13 protein-coding genes are annotated in these 17466 nt (G+C 65.3%); 8 read left to right on the top strand and 5 right to left on the bottom strand.

The features are described 5' to 3' along the window. Positions 1 to 97: 97 nt before the first annotated feature. The 3 genes from lpdA (at position 98) to sucD (ending at position 3710) form a co-directional block, all read left to right on the top strand. Positions 98 to 1549, top strand: coding sequence for a dihydrolipoyl dehydrogenase (gene lpdA, locus IE125_RS14405; protein WP_189445366.1), 1452 nt, complete (start codon positions 98 to 100; stop codon positions 1547 to 1549). 122 nt (positions 1550 to 1671) lie between these two features. Then, the gene (gene sucC / locus IE125_RS14400) at positions 1672 to 2838 is read left to right on the top strand and encodes an ADP-forming succinate--CoA ligase subunit beta (protein ID WP_189445365.1); all 1167 of its coding nucleotides are present in this window, start codon (positions 1672 to 1674) and stop codon (positions 2836 to 2838) included. Further along, a complete protein-coding gene (sucD, locus tag IE125_RS14395) occupies positions 2838 to 3710 on the top strand; it encodes a succinate--CoA ligase subunit alpha (RefSeq protein WP_189445364.1) in 873 nt (290 codons plus the stop codon). Before sucC ends, sucD begins: the two co-directional genes overlap by 1 nt. Before the next feature lie 166 nt (positions 3711 to 3876). Here sucD and gpgF read toward each other — a convergent pair whose 3' ends face one another. The 5 genes from gpgF to IE125_RS14370 all read right to left on the bottom strand — a co-directional run bounded on the left by gpgF (position 3877) and on the right by IE125_RS14370 (position 9720). Further along, the gene (gene gpgF, locus IE125_RS14390) at positions 3877 to 4875 is read right to left on the bottom strand and encodes a glucosaminyl phosphatidylglycerol flippase (protein ID WP_189445363.1); all 999 of its coding nucleotides are present in this window, start codon (positions 4873 to 4875) and stop codon (positions 3877 to 3879) included. Further along, positions 4872 to 5669, bottom strand: coding sequence for an N-acetylglucosaminyl phosphatidylglycerol deacetylase (gpgD, locus tag IE125_RS14385; RefSeq protein WP_189445362.1), 798 nt, complete (start codon positions 5667 to 5669; stop codon positions 4872 to 4874). The genes gpgF and gpgD overlap by 4 nt, the downstream gene beginning before the upstream one ends. Next, positions 5662 to 6795: an N-acetylglucosaminyl phosphatidylglycerol synthase gene (gene gpgS / locus IE125_RS14380; protein ID WP_189445361.1), complete on the bottom strand. Its 1134-nt coding sequence runs from the start codon at positions 6793 to 6795 to the stop codon at positions 5662 to 5664. Before gpgS ends, gpgD begins: the two co-directional genes overlap by 8 nt. A gap of 203 nt (positions 6796 to 6998) precedes the next feature. Continuing rightward, positions 6999 to 8939, bottom strand: a complete 1941-nt coding sequence (locus IE125_RS14375) for an exoribonuclease II (RefSeq protein ID WP_189445514.1) — start codon at positions 8937 to 8939, stop codon at positions 6999 to 7001. Positions 8940 to 9078: 139 nt separating this feature from the next. Further along, positions 9079 to 9720: an NAD(P)H-binding protein gene (locus IE125_RS14370; protein ID WP_189445360.1), complete on the bottom strand. Its 642-nt coding sequence runs from the start codon at positions 9718 to 9720 to the stop codon at positions 9079 to 9081. A gap of 260 nt (positions 9721 to 9980) precedes the next feature. On the opposite strand from IE125_RS14370, the gene IE125_RS14365 reads away from it, so the two are divergent. The 5 genes from IE125_RS14365 (at position 9981) to nagE (ending at position 17419) form a co-directional block, all read left to right on the top strand. Continuing rightward, positions 9981 to 10715 (top strand): GntR family transcriptional regulator, encoded by a 735-nt coding sequence (locus IE125_RS14365; RefSeq protein WP_189445359.1) that lies wholly within the window; start codon positions 9981 to 9983, stop codon positions 10713 to 10715. After that, positions 10712 to 11890: an N-acetylglucosamine-6-phosphate deacetylase gene (nagA, locus tag IE125_RS14360; protein WP_229809128.1), complete on the top strand. Its 1179-nt coding sequence runs from the start codon at positions 10712 to 10714 to the stop codon at positions 11888 to 11890. Before IE125_RS14365 ends, nagA begins: the two co-directional genes overlap by 4 nt. Positions 11891 to 11931: 41 nt before the next feature. Beyond that, positions 11932 to 12951 carry an SIS domain-containing protein gene (locus IE125_RS14355; RefSeq protein ID WP_189445358.1) on the top strand — a complete coding sequence of 340 codons (1020 nt, stop codon included), beginning with the start codon at positions 11932 to 11934 and terminating at the stop codon, positions 12949 to 12951. Between the two features lie 134 nt (positions 12952 to 13085). Beyond that, a complete protein-coding gene (ptsP, locus tag IE125_RS14350; RefSeq protein ID WP_189445357.1) occupies positions 13086 to 15716 on the top strand; it encodes a phosphoenolpyruvate--protein phosphotransferase in 2631 nt (876 codons plus the stop codon). A gap of 11 nt (positions 15717 to 15727) precedes the next feature. Further along, positions 15728 to 17419: an N-acetylglucosamine-specific PTS transporter subunit IIBC gene (gene nagE / locus IE125_RS14345; protein ID WP_189445356.1), complete on the top strand. Its 1692-nt coding sequence runs from the start codon at positions 15728 to 15730 to the stop codon at positions 17417 to 17419. Positions 17420 to 17466 lie beyond the last annotated feature (47 nt).

Here is a 17466-nt window from a genome sequence, read left to right as displayed (position 1 = left end):
CGTCGCGCGATAGCCGATAGCCACTCATCTCGTCATTTTTGATCTTTTGCCGGGCACGTCCCGGCGAAGGATCGACGAAGCGAACAGGAAACCGATAATGGCCGATAAATTCGATGTCATCGTCATTGGCGCGGGCCCCGGCGGCTACGTGGCCGCGATTCATGCCGCGCAGCTGGGGCTCAAGACGGCCTGCGTCGAGAAGTGGGTCAACAAGGAAGGCAAGACCGTCCACGGCGGCACCTGTCTGAACGTGGGCTGCATCCCGTCGAAAGCGCTGCTCGAGACCTCGCACAAGTTCGTCGAGACGCGCGATCACTTTGCCGAGATCGGCATCAACGTCGGCGACGTCTCGACCGACGTGAAGAAGATGCTCGAGTTCAAGAACAGCGTCATCGCCAAGAACACCGGCGGTATCAGCATGCTGTTCAAGGCCAACGGCGTGACCGCGCTGGAAGGTACCGGCAAGCTGCTCGACGGCAAGAAGGTCGAGGTCACCGGCCACGACGGCAAGAGCCAGACCTACGAAGCCGATAACGTGGTGATCGCCTCCGGTTCGGTGCCGGTGAACATTCCGCCGGCGCCCATGACCGACGACATCATCGTCGATTCCGCCGGCGCGCTGGAGTTCAGCGAAGCGCCCAAGCGGCTCGGCGTGATCGGTGCCGGCGTCATCGGCCTCGAGCTTGGCAGCGTCTGGAGCCGTCTGGGCAGCGAGGTCACCGTGCTCGAAGCGCTCGATAGCTTCCTGCCGATGGTCGACCAGGCGATCTCCAAGGAGACGCTGAAACTGCTCAAGAAGCAGGGTCTGGACATCAAGCTGGGGGCGCGTGTCACCGGCTCCGACATCAAGGGCAAGGGCGACAAGCGGGAAGTCGTGGTCAAGTACACCGACAGTGAAGGCGAGCAGGAGCAGACCTTCGACAAGCTGATCGTGTGCGTGGGACGCAAGCCTTACACCGAGAACCTGCTCGACGACAGCGCCGGCATCAAGCTCGACGAGCGCGGCTTCGTCTTCGTCGACGACCAGTGCCGGACCAACGTCTCCGGCGTCTATGCGATCGGTGACGTGGTGCGCGGTCCGATGCTTGCGCACAAGGCGTCCGAAGAGGGCGTGATGGTGGCCGACATCATCGCTGGCCAGAAGCCGGAGATGAACTACGACGCCATTCCCAGTGTGATCTATACCGCGCCGGAAGTGGCCTGGGTCGGCATGAACGAGCAGCAGGCGAAAGAGCAGGGCATCGAGGTCAAGACCGGGTCGTTCCCGTTCTCCGCCAGCGGCCGCGCGCTCGCCAACAACGCGCCGGAAGGGATGGTCAAGGTCATCGCCGATGCCGAGACCGACCGCGTTCTGGGCGTGCACATTCTCGGTCAGCACGCCGGCGAGATGATCGCTCAGGGCGTGATCGCGATGGAGTTCGGCTCCAGCGCCGAGGATCTGGCTCTGACCTGCTTCGCGCACCCGACGCTATCCGAAGCGGTGCACGAGGCGGCACTGGCTGTCGATGGTCACGCCATCCACATGGCCAACCGCAAGAAGCGCAAGTAAGTTTCCCGCTGGCTTCTTGCATTGAGGTGCCGCTCTCTCGACTGGGACGCGGCACGGGGGCGGCGGGTCATTGTCACGACCCGCTGCCATTCGAGTCACATGCAACCTAATGGCATGAATCGATGAACCTTCACGAGTATCAGGGTAAACAGCTGTTTGCCGATTACGGTCTTCCGGTGTCCAAGGGCTTTGCCGTCGACACTCCCGAGGAAGCCGCTCAGGCTTGCAAGAAAATCGGTGGCGACAAGTGGGTCGTCAAGGCACAGGTTCACGCGGGCGGCCGCGGCAAGGCCGGTGGCGTCAAGCTGGTCACCAGCGCTGACGAAGCCAAGGCGTTCGCCGAGCAGTGGCTCGGCAAGAACCTGGTGACCTATCAGACTGACGAGAAGGGTCAGCCGGTCGCCAAGATTCTGGTCGAGAACTGCACCGACATCGCCAGCGAGCTCTATCTCGGCGCGGTCGTCGACCGCGCCACGCGCCGCGTGGTGTTCATGGCCTCGACCGAAGGTGGTGTCGAGATCGAGAAGGTCGCCGAGGAAACACCCGAGAAGATCCTCAAGGCCGAAATCGATCCGCTGGTCGGCGCCCAGCCTTACCAGGCGCGCGAGCTGGCATTCCAGCTCGGCCTGAACAAGGAGCAGATCAAGCAGTTCACCAAAATCTTCCTGGGACTGTCCAAGCTGTTCCACGACAAGGATCTGGCGCTTCTGGAGATCAACCCGTTGGTGATCACCGACGAGGGCAACCTGCACTGCCTCGACGCCAAGATCAACCTCGACGCCAACGCCATGTACCGCCATCCGGACCTGCAGGCGATGCGTGACCCGTCGCAAGAAGATGAGCGCGAAGCACACGCCCAGGAGTGGGAGCTCAACTACGTCGCGCTCGACGGCAACATCGGCTGCATGGTCAATGGCGCCGGTCTGGCCATGGGCACCATGGACATCGTCAACCTCAACGGCGGTAGCCCGGCCAACTTCCTCGACGTGGGCGGCGGTGCTACCAAAGAGCGCGTGGCGGAAGCGTTCAAGATCATCCTCTCCGACACCAACGTCAAAGCCGTACTGGTCAACATCTTCGGCGGTATCGTACGTTGCGACATGATCGCGGAAGGCATCATCGGTGCCGTCGAGCAGGTCGGCGTCAACGTGCCGGTCGTGGTGCGTCTGGAAGGTAACAACGCCGAGCTGGGCGCCGAGAAGCTGGCTTCCAGCGGTCTGAACATCATCGCTGCTACCAGCCTGACTGACGCGGCTCAGCAGGTCGTCAAAGCGGCGGAGGGCAAGTAATGAGTATCCTGATCGACAAGAGCACCAAGGTCATCTGCCAGGGTTTCACCGGTGGCCAGGGGACCTTCCACTCCGAGCAGGCGATCGCCTACGGCACCAACATGGTCGGTGGTGTGACGCCGGGCAAGGGCGGCCAGGAACATCTGGGCCTGCCGGTGTTCGATACCGTCAAGGAGGCGGTCGAGAAGACGGGTGCTGAAGCGTCCGTCATCTACGTGCCGGCGCCGTTCTGCAAGGACTCGATCCTGGAAGCCGCCAACGCGGGCATCAAGCTGATCGTCTGCATCACCGAAGGCATCCCGACGCTCGACATGCTTGACGTCAAGGTGAAGTGCGACGAGCTGGGCGTACGCCTGATCGGCCCGAACTGCCCGGGTGTCATCACACCGGGCGAAACCAAGATCGGCATCATGCCGGGCCACATCCACAAGCCCGGCAAGGTCGGTATCGTGTCGCGCTCCGGTACCCTGACCTATGAAGCGGTCAAGCAGACCACCGATCATGGTTTCGGCCAGTCCACCTGCGTGGGCATCGGTGGCGACCCGATCCCGGGCTCGACCTTCATCGACATCCTCGAGATGTTCGAGGGTGATCCGCAGACCGAGGCTATCGTCATGATCGGCGAGATCGGCGGCACCGCCGAGGAAGAAGCGGCAGCCTACATCAAGGCCAATGTCTCCAAGCCGGTCGTTTCCTACATCGCTGGTGTCACGGCGCCTCCGGGCAAGCGCATGGGTCATGCCGGTGCCATCATCTCCGGTGGCAAGGGCACGGCGGACGAGAAATTCGCCGCGCTGGAAGACGCCGGCGTCAAGACCGTGCGTTCGCTGGCCGAAATCGGCGATGCGCTGAAGGCCGCTACCGGCTGGTAAGCGTTTCATCGTCTCGACAACGGCCCGCCAGGCATCGCCCGGCGGGCCGTTGTCGTTTGGGAAGCCGGCCGGTAACAGGGCAAGCGGCAGCAGCGAAGACTGCCGCAATGGCAGCAGCGAAGATGGAAGTGCCGGGAGGCGTGATGGCTTGCGCGCGAAGCTTCGGTCAGCCGCGCTTGCGCTTGTTCATCATGCGGAGAAATGCCTTGCCTGCGGTGGCAAGAAAGATCGGAAAGCCCGCGAGTAGATAGAAATAGTAGGTGACGAAGCGCCAGATCAGCACGGCCGCGGCGGCGCTCTGCGCGCCGATCAAGGGTGTGAGCATGGCCGACGAGGTGAGCTCCGCGCCACCGGCGCCACCGGGAAGGAAGCTGAGCTGGCCGGCCGCCATGGATACCATCTGTACCAGGAATGTCCAGGCCCAGTCGATATGCTGCCCAAGGCCCTGAATGACCAGGTAGAGGATGCTGTAGCGAATCAGCCAGTGGGCGCAGCAGAGGAGGAATACGGCCAGCAATTGCCAGCGCGGGAGTTGCAGCGTCTCTACCAGCGAGTTGCGAAAATGCAGCAGACGTCTGGCGAGACCAAAGCGCGAGCGTCGCTTGACGTTGAGCTTCTCCAGCCAGCGTCCGGTGATCTGCATTACGCGGGCATAGTTGCTCAGCGTCAGCCACAGCAGAACCAGCGCTGTGATCAGCAGCAGTGTCGGCAGCCCGACCAGCCAGCCGAGTTCCAGGTTGACCGCCTCGATCAATACGTAGATCGCGACGCCGATGAGACCGGAGAGAAAGAACAGCAGGTCGGTCAACTGATCGACGGCGAAAATCGCCGAGGCCTGGGCCGGTCTGACACCGCGACGAGCCAGCAGCCCCAGGAGCGTCAATGGACCACCGGTGCCACCGGGCGTGGCGCAGATGGCAAATTCGGTCGCCATGACAATGGAAAAGGCGCGCCACTGCGGCAGCCGCCCCGCGCGTCCGGCCAGCAGCACGCGCAAGCGCAGAGCATTGAGATTCCAGCACACCACGATCATCCCCAGCATCAGCAACAGTTGCGATGTGGGGAAACCGCGGAGTTCATCGACGATGCCGCCGCCGCCGATCAGAATCGGAATCGTCAGCGCTGCGATCAACCCCAGCGCCAGAAACCAGACAATCCGTTTCATGCCGCGTCGCGGTCCCGGCTCGCCATGGTGGGAAGATCGGGCGCCCAGCGTGTCAGCCAGGCCTCCTTGGTGACGGCTTCGCGCCCGCCAGCCAACAGCTGCTCGACCAGGTTGTACCAGTAGTCGAAGGAGGTCCGATGGCGCATGTCCACCGGATGCAGTGCCAGACGCAGCAGCGGGGCGTGCTGTATGCGACGATACTGGACGGCGCTGACGACACGTGACATCTGCCGCCGCCAGGCGCTGCGAGCACTCCAGACGATACCGGGCGCCTCGAGTGTCTGGAAGTTCGGCAGACGAAACAGGTGCTGCGGATCGCTGGTGTAACTGAACGGGCGCGTGCGAAGCGCCTCACGCGTGCCCTGGCTCATGAGCCAGGCCGGTGCGACGAAGCCGCCGTGCGGCCATCCGCAGGTTTCGAACTGGGCCAGGCCATCATCGAGCAGGGCGCCTGCCGTTGCCTTGTCGAGCGTGTAGAACTCGCCCTCCCAGGTATAGATGCGGCGCATGTAGTAGGCCCGCAACGAGCGTGGCGATGGCGCATCGTCGCGGTGGTAATAGCCGTGCAGGGCGAGTTCATCGCCTTTCGCCAGACGCGCGTCGAGCACGCCTCTCAAGGTGCGGCTATCCCGGCATTCGCCGCGGCCATGGAAGTTGGGCACGACCAGCCAGGTCATCGGGATGGGGCCGTAACGCTCGGCGAGGCGGTCTATCGCCTCGACGAACGGCTTGTAGTCGGGCCAGGTTTCCGGCGCGATATCGTGAAGCACCAGAGCGAAGTGTTGCTCAGCCATGCTGGGAGCCTTGGCGTGCTTCAGTCGTCGTGGCCGTGGCACTGCTGAGGCGACGGTAGTGTGTCATCAGGCCGTCGATGACGATGTCCCAGTCATGATGGCGTTCGACGTAGCGACGCGCCCGGCGGCCGGCGTTGGCAGCATCATGATTGGCGAACAGCTCGCGCACCGCCCGTGCCATATCTGCCGGATCATGGGGCTCGCTGAGCAGGCCACAGCCGAGCGGCACGTTCTCTGCCAGTGCTCCTGCGCGCGCGGCCACCACCGGAATGCCGCTCGCCATCGCCTCCAGCGCGACCAGGCCGAAGGTCTCCTGCGTGCCGGCGTGCACCAGCACGTCGCTCGAAGCCAGCCAGCTCGCGACCTCCTCGGTCGGCGTGTAGCGGTCGATCACGCTGACGTTGTCGGGTACCTGGTTGGGCATGCTCGGCCCGACCAGCAAGAGATGGTAGCCCTTGCCGAGTCGGCGCGCCGTCTCGAGCAGGTACTGGAGATTCTTCTCGCGCGATCCTCGACCGACGAAAACCATCAGCTTGGTGTCTTCGGGCAGATTGAGCTGGTCACGTAGCGCATCGTCGCGGCGACTCGGATGGAACGTCTCCAGGTCGACGCCCAGTGGCTGGATTTCGACCTGCTCGATACCCAGACGTGTCAGGCGCTCGGCCATCACGCGGCTCGGGGCGAGTACCTTATCGAAGCGCTTGTAGAGCTGATAGACGTAGCGCTCGACCAGCTTGTCGCTGCCGCAGCCGATGCGGTTGCTGATCAGGCGAGGCAGGTCAGAGTGATAGAAGCCGACCACCGGTACATCGAGCTTGCGTCCGGCATCGATCGCTGCCCAGCCGGTGACGTAAGGATCCCCCGCCTCGATGATATCCGGCGCGACGCGCAGCAGCTCGCGCTCCCAACCACGGCGACGCAGCGGAAAACGGTAACCTTGGCTGAACGGAAGCGGGGGAGAGGGAACTTCGTGAATGCCGTTGTGGCTGAACAGCTGCGGGCCGGGGATCAGCAGACTACAGGTGACGCCGGGCAGTCTGGCAAGACGCCGATGCTTGGCATCGAGATAGGTACGAACCCCGCCGCTGGCAGGGGCATAGAACATCGTGACGTCGGCAATGTGCAACGAGCCGCTCCTCTTGAAAACCATCCCTGTCAAGATCGTCCCTGTTGATGAGGCGCATTCGGCTGAATGGCGGTGACTTCAACGATGATGACTTCAACGACTGTGACGCAAACTTGAGTATACCGTGTCGCTGACACAGGGATTTAACACCATGGTGGTAGCCTGCCGAGGGCGCTCCCTGCCCCGGCAGAATCGGGCTGCGCTCACTCGGCGGGCGTTGCCACCAGTGAGCGCGTGGCTTCACGCGCTTCCGTGAGCTTGACGCGCAGCGAACCACCAAGCTGGTAGCGCGCTTCGCCGGCCACTTGAATGCGGCCTTCCTTGTCATCGATCACGACCTGACTGCGGTCCGAGTGGATCAGCGGCGCCGGCACGAAGGCGGTGGCGCCGTTGGCGATCAGTCGAACCCGCATACCGCCGCGGCGGATATCGATGATATCGGCATCGAAAATCTCGCCGTGCTCGAGCGTGGCGCCCAGGTAGCGCACGTAAAGCCAATCTTTGACGTCGCGTTCTGCCATTCGGTTCAGTCGTCGACGCTCGGTGAGCTGCTCGGTCAGGCGCAGGCTGGCCTCTTCCGGCGCGGCCTCGGATTTCAGCACGCGCTTGATCAGACGGTGATTGACCATGTCGCCATACTTGCGAATCGGCGACGTCCAGGTGGCGTAAGCCGGTAGTCCCAGGCCGAAATGTGGCCCGGGGCGTGCCGACATGTTGGTGTAACCCTGGAAGCGTCGCAGGCGCGCATCCAGCCAGGCATCCTCGCGGTCGTCGAGCGCTCGACGCAGCTCGCGATAGCGCGCCAGTTCCGTCAGCTGCTCGCGCTCGACGGCGATTTCCTGTGCGGTCAGGAACTCGAGAGCCTGGTCGACCTTTTCCGGATCGAATGCGTTGTGCACGTTGAAGATGCCGTGACCGACTTCTTTTGCCAGCAGATCGGCGCAGCAGGCGTTGGCGACGATCATCGCCTCTTCGATCATGCGCTGCGCGACCCGGCGCTGTTCGACGCGGATGCCGAGCACGTTGCCGGCGTCGTCGAGGTCGAAGGCGTAGTCAGGGCGATCCTTGAACACCAGCGTATTGGCTTCGCGCCACGCCGCACGAGCGCCCGCCATGTCGGCTAGTGCCTTGAGTTGCGTGGCGATCGGTTCGGCAGGGGCATCGGCCTCGGCACTGCCTTCGAGCCAGTCGGAGACGTGGTCGTAAACCAGGCGCGCCTGCGACCGAATCGTCGCGCCGAAGAAGCGGTATTCGCCGAGAGTGCCATCGCTTGCCACGTGCAGCCGACAGGCCAGCACCGGCCGCTCGACGTCCGGCTTCAGCGAGCACAGGTCGTCTGCCAGTGCCTCCGGCAGCATGGTCACGTTCTGTCCCGGCAGGTAGACGGTGAAAGCGCGCGTGCGGGCTTCCTTGTCGGCAGGATGAGACTCGTCCACGTACGCGGTCGGGTCGGCGATGGCCACCGTCAGGTGCCAGCCGTCATCGGCCGCCTCGATGCGCAACGCATCGTCCATGTCGCGGGTCTTCTCGCCATCGATGGTGAAGAAGGGCTCGGCGGTAAGGTCTTCACGCTCGATGCCCTCGTCGGCCATCGGCCAGCTCTCGGCGGCCGGCGGGCACTCCTGCTCGAGGGCGTGGCGGGCCAGCGTGACGCGCCACGGCACGGCCGGGTCGTCACTCTTCACCACCAGTTCGTCGATCTGGGTGAAAAAGCCGCGATCATCGGGGCGCAGCGGGTGGCGGATCAAGCGCGCCACGACCCAGTCGCCGTCAGCGATGGTCGACTCGTCGAGCGAGCGCTTGATCCGTGCTTTCAGCGCCAGATTGATCGACGGATGATCCGGAATGACGGCCAGGCGGCCGTCACGCTTCTGGACGCGTGCCACGAAGCGTTCGAGCGACGCTTCGATCAGGGATTCGGGATCGGCCTGCTTCTTGTCGCCATCTTCCTTGATCACCGCCTCGATACGGTCGCCGTGGAGCACCTGCTTCATGGCGGGGGGCGGAATGAAATAGGAGGCGCCATCCTCGGCTTCGAGGAAGCCGAATCCCTTGTCGGTGGCCTTGATCGTGCCTTGGACGCGGGGCGTGTTGGCACGAATGTCTTGCTTCAGCTGGGCCAGAAGAGCGTTGTTCTGCAGCATCGGATCGAATCGGTCGGTGGACGAATGCGCCACTATACGGATTCCGTGCGCACGGCGCCAACTGCCGAGTGTCGTGGCGACGTGCAGGCGTGGGACGCGGCCGTGATCTCGTCACGGCCGTCGCCGGGCGCATGAATCGCTAGCTGGCGAAAGGCGTCAGTGCTTCCTCGATCGGGCGCTCGCCATCGAGCAGGGCGATATCGCAGCGGCGGATGCCGCGATGCTGGATCAGGTGACACAGCACCTCGGCCACGTTGGCCCGCGAGACCGCATCACCCGGGCGCGTTTCGTCCGTGCTGATCTGCCGCGAGGCCGGCTCATCGGTCAGTTTTCCTGGCTTGAGCACGACATAGGGCAGGCCGGAAGCGCGAAGATGGGCATCTGCGGCAGCCTTGGCCGCGCAGTAAGGTCTGAGCTTGACCGGCGCCTCGAGCACGCGGTCGGCGCGCAGGGCGCTCACCATGATGAAGCGAGGCAGGCCCATCCCGCGTGCGATATCGATGGCGCGAACGGCTCCATGTAGATCGATCATGAGGGTCTTGTCCGCGCCGGTGTGCGGCCCGGAGCCGGCCGCGAACACGATCTGGTCGCAGCCGTAGAACGCGTGGCGAAGTCGCCCCTCGAGATCGCCGATGACGGTCTCGATGCCCCGGTCGGCGAACCAGGATTGCTGCGCGGTATCGCGGATCATCGCCTTGATCGGCATGCCCTTGTCGGCAGCCAGCGCGCAGAACTGGCGACCGATCTGCCCATTGGCACCCAATACCAGTGTCTTGGCCATTGCAGTGACTCCAGATGCAGGGAAAGAGCGTTAAGCATGGCAGACCCGACGTCGTAGACCAAAGTCGCAAACATCAGTGATAGCGAATTGGTATGCAACTGGTTATGTTGGTGGTATTGAAGTGGCATTGCCGGTGTGATCATTCGGCAGGCGCGTATGGATAGGAATATGTGAACAGGAACGTGTGGACAGGCGCGTATGGATAGGGGCGTGTGGACAGTGACGTGCGACAGGGGCGTACATGAAATGAAGAGGCGTGAATGGAATCGACACTTGCGCGTTTGAAGCTCGACGCGGATCAGCCCACGCCGCTCTACCGGCAGCTGGCGCAGCAGCTCGTCGAGGCGATCGAGGCCGGCGACTGGGAGGCCGGCGAAGCGCTGCCATCGGAGCGCGTGCTGGCAGAGAGGCTCAATGTTTCGCGAATCACCGCTCGCAAGGCGCTGGACGGGCTGGTGGCTCAGGGGCTGATCCAGCGCACGCGGGGGTCCGGCACGTTCATCGCGCCGCGACTCAATCAGTCGCTGACCCGGCTGACCAGCTTTACCGAGCTGCTGGTGCAGCGTGGGCATCGGCCCAGTTCGCGCTGGCTGTCACGCGCGCTGAGCACGCCGAGTGCGGAAGAGAGTCTGCGGCTCGGCCTCGGCGCGGATCACCGCGTGTCGCGCTTGAAGCGACTGCGCCTGGCCGACGACGTGGTGGTCGCGGTCGAGGAGAGCTGCCTGCCGAGTCACGTGCTGGCAGATCCCGACAGTGTGACGCACTCGCTCTATCGGCATCTCGACAATCTCGGCACGCCGATCGTCCGGGCCCTGCAGCACGTCTCCGCGGTCAATGCCGATGCCGAGCTGGCGAGGCTGGCCGAAGTGCCGGAATCGCAGGCGCTGCTGATGATGACGCGGCTCGGCTTTCTGGCCGATGGCCGCCCCGGCGAGCTGACGGTGACTTACTGCCGCACCGATTACTACGATTTCATGGTGGAGCTGACTCAGTGATCTCAAGCGATGCCAAGCGCGATGGCGACTGCCTCGACGGCAACATACTGACGCCGCAAGGGTGGCGTCTGGGCCGGCTGGACTGGCAGGACGGCAGGATCGTCTCCCTGGAGGGTGAGCCGGTCGACCCGATGACTAACGACTATCCGCGGCTACTGCCGGGATTCGTCGATCTTCACGTTCACGGTGGTGGCGGTGCCGATGCCATGGAGGGCGGTGAGGCGGCGGCCACGATGGCTCGCACCCACGTTCGTTTCGGTACCACATCGCTGCTGGTCACGACGATGACCGCACCGAGCGAGGATATCCAGCGCGCGCTGACCGACATCGCCCGGCTGATGGCAACCCCGCCGCTGCGGGCTGCTCGCCTGCTGGGCGTGCATCTGGAAGGCCCGTTTCTCAATCCCGGCAAGCTGGGCGCGCAGCCGCCCTACGCACACCCCGGCACGGTCGAGGCGGTGGATGCGCTGCTCGCGCTGGCACCCATTCGCGTGCTGACGCTCGCCCCGGAACTTGGCGGACACGCCGAGCTCATACGCCATCTATGTGATCGCGGCGTCCGCGTGCTGATGGGGCACACCCTGGGCAGTTACGAAGAAGGCGTCGCGGGCCTTGCCAGTGGTGCTCACGGTTTCACTCACCTGTTCAACGCCATGACCGGCCTGCATCACCGCGAGCCCGGCATGGTTGGCGCGGCACTGGCGCACGCCGAGCACGCCGAGATCATTCCCGATCTGCTCCACGTACACCCCGGTGCGATTCTGACCGCGCTGCGGGCGATTCCGAGGCTCTACGGCGTGACGGATTCCACCGCCGCGGCCGGGATGCCGGACGGCGATTACCGGCTGGGCGAGCAGCGCGTCACCAAATGTCTGGGCGGCGTGCGCCTGGCGGACGGCACGCTCGCCGGCAGCACGCTGACCATGGATCAGGCGCTGCGTAACCTGATCGAGATCGGGCTCGATCTGGCCGATGCCTCGCGTCGGCTGTCGCAGTATCCGGCGGAGTTCATCGGTGAGCAGGAGATCGGTCGTCTGGCACCCGGCTGTCACGCCGATGTGCTGGTGCTGAATCCGGACCTCGAGCTGGAGGCAGTCTACGTCGGCGGCCAGCTCGCTCACGCTGCCCGAGCGGCGGATGCGTCGCCGGTCGGCACCTCCTCTGTCTCTCAATAACTCGATGCGACGGCGCCTGGCGCGCCGCGGGAGAACGTCTGATGTCGCTGATGCTGGAGGAAGCCAGAAGCGCCGCCGAGAGCTTGCGTGCGCAATGGCAGGCCAATGCGGGCGCGGTTGCCGTCCTGGGGCGGGGGCTTCGTGAAGCGGATCTGCACGGGGCCGTCACGGTGGCCCGCGGCAGCTCCGATCACGCCGCCGCCTATTTCGCATACCTGGGCATGAAGCGTCTGGGCTTGCCGATCGCTTCGCTTCCGCCTTCATTGACCACGCTGGCGAATGCCCCCTGGCGGGTCCGCGGCCAGCTCGCGGTGGCCATCTCGCAATCCGGCGCCAGTCCTGACCTGGTCGCAACCCAGCGGGCCCTTGCCGAGGGTGGGGCGCGAACGCTGGCGCTGGTCAATACCGCAGACTCCCCGTTGGCCGCGGTTTCCGGCGACGAGCTGTCGCTACATGCCGGTGTCGAGCGGAGCGTGGCCGCCACCAAGAGCTATCTCGCCACGCTCGCTGCCTGCGCGCATCTGATCGGTGCCTGGCATGACGATGCCGCGCTGCTGTCCGCGCTCGAACGCCTGCCCGAGCGTCTGGCACTTGCCGCCGAATGCGGCTGGCAGCCGGCTATCGAGGCGCTTGCCGGTGTCGATCGACTCATGGTGATCGGGCGCGGCGTGGGACTTTCCATCGCCCAGGAAGCCGCGCTCAAGTTCAAGGAGACGTGCGCGATCCAGGCCGAACCGTTCAGCGCAGCCGAGGTCAAGCACGGGCCGATGGCGCTGATCGGGCCCGGCTATCCGGTGCTGGTGTTCGCGCCGCCTGGACCAGACCAGGCGGGGTTGCTCGAGCTGGCCGAGTGGCTCGAGAGCGTGGGCGCCACTGTGTTGCTGGCGGCCGACGATAGCGTCGCCAAGCGTCGGCTGCCGCTCATCGATGCCGGGCATGATGACCTGCAGCCGCTCAGCGTGATCCAGAGCTTCTACATGATGGCGGCTCGACTGGCTATCGCGCGGGGCGAGGACCCGGATCGGCCGCGCCATCTACAGAAGGTAACGCGCACCGTCTAGACCGCTGCGATAGCGACGCCGGCCCGTCGCTCCAACGGCCGCGCTCGCGCCCGGTAGCGAGACGGCTTCACCATCCTAGATTCCCGACCGCTCGCGGGCGGCTCGAGAGCTGACAACAACAAGGAAGCGCTTTCATGTCCTCTTCCGCCAAATCCGCCGCGCTTCACTCGCTGCGGTCTCCACTCAAGGGCGTCGTGCTCTCCCTTGATGACGTGCCCGACCCGGTGTTTGCCGGAGGCACCATGGGCCCCGGCTTCGCCATCGACCCGCTGGAAGATACCCTCCACGCCCCCTGCAACGGGGAAGTCATCCAGGTCGCCAGAACGGCACATGCCATCACGCTGCGCGACGATAGCGGGGCTGAGTGGCTTCTTCACATCGGCCTGGATACCGTCGACCTCGGGGGGCAGGGATTCGAGGTGCTGGTCGCCCAGGGCGAGCGGATCTCGGCGGGGGACCCGCTGTGCAAGTTCGACACTGACCTGCTGGCCCGGCGCGCCACCGCCTTGATCTCACCCATCGTGCTGACGAATGGCGATACGCTCGCACTCTCCCGCTCGCCGACGCTGCGGGTAGCGGCAGGCACCGTCGTCGAGCGGGGAGAGGAAATCTGTACCTGGGAAGGTGAGGAGGGCAAGGGCGCGACCGCCGCGCCAGCCGGTGTGGTCGCCAATCGGCAAGAGCGCTCGGTCGTCATCGCCTCTGCCAGCGGCTTGCACGCGCGACCGGCGGCGAAGCTGCGTGCCATCGCCGGTTCATATGACGTGGCGCTGCGGATCGTGACCGATGAGGGTCGCGAGGCCGATGTCCAGAGTCTCAGCGCGCTGCTCAATCTGGCGCTGGGACGTGGAGACCAGGTGACGCTCACGGCCACCGGTGAGCGCGCGGCCCAGGCGCTGGACGCCGCTGCCTCGCTCCTCTCGACAGCCGAAGCGTCAGTTGAAGCGTCAGCTGAAGCCAACGCCTTTGCACAGACGACACCCGACGCGCGGTCGCTCTCCGGCGAGGAGAGCCTGCCGGGCTTGCTGAGCGGTCTCGGTGCCAGCCCAGGTCTCGCGGTCGGACCGCTGAGGCGCTTCGAGTTGCTGCTGCCGGAGGTGCCTGAGTCTGGCGCGGGCAGCGCCGAAGAGGGACGCGCACTCGACGCGGCCATCGCAGCCGTGGATGACTGGCTGGCTTCGGCGCACGAGCGCGCGCAGCAGCAAGGCGAAGCGTCGGAAGCGGAGATATTCGAGGCGCATCGGGCCTGGCTGATGGACCCCGACCTTCGCGCGGCCGCCGACGGTGCCATTGCCTCGGGCAAGAGCGCAGGGCAGGCGTGGTTCGAGGCGCTCGAGGTCGAAATCATCAGACTTCGCGATAGCGCCAATGCGCTGCTGGCGGCGCGCGCCGACGATCTGCGCGATCTGCAGCGTCGCGTCATGGCCCAGTTCGCGGAGAGTGTTTCCACAACGTCAGATGACATCGATGGGGCCATCCTGATGGCGCCTACGCTGACGCCATCGGCGTTCGTCGAGGTGGCGGATCGCATCGCCGGTCTCTGCCTGGCAAATGGCGGCCTGACCTCGCATGTCTCGATCCTGGCGAGAGCGCGTGGCGTGCCCTGCGTCGTTGCCATGGGAGAGGCGCTGCTCGAGATTGCCAGCGATCGCGCCTGCCTGGATGCCGACCGTGGCGTGCTGGAATTCGCGCCGAGCGAGGCTCGACTTGCCGAGATCGAGGGGCAGCTCGAGCAGCAGCGAGCTCACCTGCGCGCGGCGCAGGCGGCTGTCGACGAGCCGGTGATCACGCGGGACGGGCATCGGCTGCATGTCGCCGCCAATGTCGCCTCGGCGCGGGAGGCAGAACAGGCGGCAGAGGCGGGAGCGGACGGTGTCGGCCTGATGCGCAGTGAATTCCTGTTCCTGGAAAGTGCCGTGGCCCCCGATCTCGAGCGCCAGCAGCGAGAGTACCTGGCGGCGGCGCGAGCCATGGAAGGCAAGCCGGTCGTCGTGCGTCTTCTCGATATCGGCGCGGACAAGCAGTTGCCCTACGTCAGCTTGCCCGACGCGCCCAACCCGGCACTCGGCGAGCGCGGCATCAGGCTATGGTCGAATCTGCCTGAGCTGTTCGACACTCAGCTCGATGCGCTGATTGGCGCCTGCCGCCAAGCCCCGAAGGACGCGGCGGGGCGGCCGGCGCTGCGCATCATGCTGCCGATGGTCACGGATGTCGTCGAGCTGCGCTGGGTGAAGGCGCGTCTGGCGGCGAGAGCCGAGGCGCTGGGGGTGGAAGAGCTTCCCGCGCTCGGCGTGATGATCGAGGTACCGTCGGCGGCGCTGGCTGCCGCCACCCTCGCTGCCGAAGCAGACTTTCTCTCCATCGGGACCAACGATCTCACCCAGTACACGCTCGCCATGGATCGCGAGGTCGCCTCGCTGGCCGCGCGCAGCGACATGCTGCACCCGGCGGTGATCCGGCTGATTCAACTGTGCCTCGAGGGGGCGGCGGGGCGCTGTCCGGTCGGCGTCTGTGGCGCGGCCGCGGGGGATCCGCTGGCCGCCGTCGTGCTCGCCGCTCTGGGCGCCGACGAGCTGTCGGTCGAGCCGTCTCGGGTCGCCACGACCAAAGCAGCGTTGCGGGATCGGGATCTGGCGGCAGTCAGAGCGTTGCTGCCTTCGATGCTGACGCTCGACGACGCCAGTGCCGTGCGGGCGCGCTTGGTTCAAGCGCTGCCGGCGGCGGCCGATTCGACTCACTCACCCACAAGCACAATGACTCCGTGAGGTAACGCATCATGACCAGGACTTGGGGTTCCCGGCTGATGGCCGGTCTGCAGAAACTCGGGCGCTCGCTGATGCTGCCGATCGCGGTGCTGCCGGTTGCCGGGCTGCTGCTGCGGCTCGGCCAGCCCGATCTGCTGGATATCGGCTTCGTCGCCAACGCCGGCAACGCGATCTTCGCCAATCTGGCGCTGATCTTCGCCATCGGCGTGGCGGTCGGTCTCGCCGACGACGACAACGGTGCTGCGGGCCTGGCCGGCGTGATCGGCTATCTGGTGCTCGACGCGGTTCTCGGGACGCTCAACGACGAGATCAACATGGGCGTGCTCGGCGGCATCATCATCGGCGTCGTCGCGGGGCTGCTCTACAATCGCTACAAGACGATCAAGCTGCCGGACTATCTCGCGTTCTTCGGTGGTCGACGCTTCATTCCCATCGCCACCGGCCTCTCGGCCGTCGTGCTCGGCGGCCTGTTCGGCGTCATCTGGCCACCGATCCAGCAGGGTATCGATCAGCTCGGTCAGTGGCTGATCGATGCCGGCGACCTCGGTCTCTTCGTCTATGGTGTGCTCAACCGCATTCTGATCGTGACCGGCCTGCACCACGTGCTCAACAGCTTCGTCTGGTTCGTCTTCGGCACCTACGACGGCGCCACGGGGGATCTCAATCGCTTCTTCGCCGGCGACCCGACGGCCGGCAGCTTCATGGCCGGCTTCTTTCCGGTCATGATGTTCGGCCTGCCGGCGGCCGCGCTGGCGATGTATCACGCCGCTCCCAGAACGCGTCGGGCCCAGGTCGGCGGTCTCTTGCTGTCACTGGCATTGACGGCGTTTCTGACCGGCGTCACGGAGCCGATCGAGTTCTCGTTCATGTTCCTGGCGCCGGTGCTCTATGCACTGCACGCCGTGTTGACCGGCATCTCGATGGCCGTCATGAATATGCTGGATGTGAAGCTCGGCTTCACCTTCTCCGCCGGTGCCTTCGACTACGCACTCTCCTACGGGCTCTCGACCAACGGCTGGATGATGATCCCCGTCGGGCTGGTCTATTTCGTGCTCTATTACGGCATCTTCCGCTGGGCGATCGTGCGCTTCGATCTGCCGACGCCGGGACGTGAGCCGGAGGTGGCGGCAACCATCAGCGCTACGGGAGATGGCGAGCGAGGCCCGGCCTTCGTCGACGCGCTCGGCGGGGCGGCCAACCTGGTCAGCGTCGGCGCCTGCACCACGCGCTTGCGCCTGGTGATGAACGACGACACGGTGATCGACGAGCCGGCGCTGAAGGCGCTGGGCGCGCGTGGCATCCTGCATCTGCGCGGCGGCGGACTTCAGGTGATCCTGGGGCCGATCGCCGATGGTGTCGCCGACGAGATTCGCCAGGCCGTGCGCCATCGCGGCGAGACGCTGGCGTCGCCGGAGGTCGCCATACGGGGCATGGAATCCGAGGCGGCGACGCTGATCGATGCCAGGCTCGATGACGAGACTCGGCGCGCGTGGCTGACGGCGCTCGGCGGCATCGATAACCTCCGCGAAATAGCCGCCGTCGCGACCACGCGGCTGCGGCTCGAGCTCGTCGATCGCCGCCGGCTCGACGAGTCGGCGCTCAGCGCGCTGGGCGTGGCAGGTCTGCAGCGACTGGAAGGCGATATCGTTCACGTCGTCGTCGGTCCGCACGCCGGGGCGGTGGCCGAGAGTCTCAGGGCTTGAGCTGCGAGCTACGAGCTACGAGCTACGAGCCGCTAGCCGCGAGTGAT

Source organism: Salinicola rhizosphaerae, assembly GCF_014652715.1.
GTDB lineage: Bacteria > Pseudomonadota > Gammaproteobacteria > Pseudomonadales > Halomonadaceae > Salinicola > Salinicola rhizosphaerae.
This window is presented reverse-complemented; position numbering and strand designations above follow the sequence as displayed.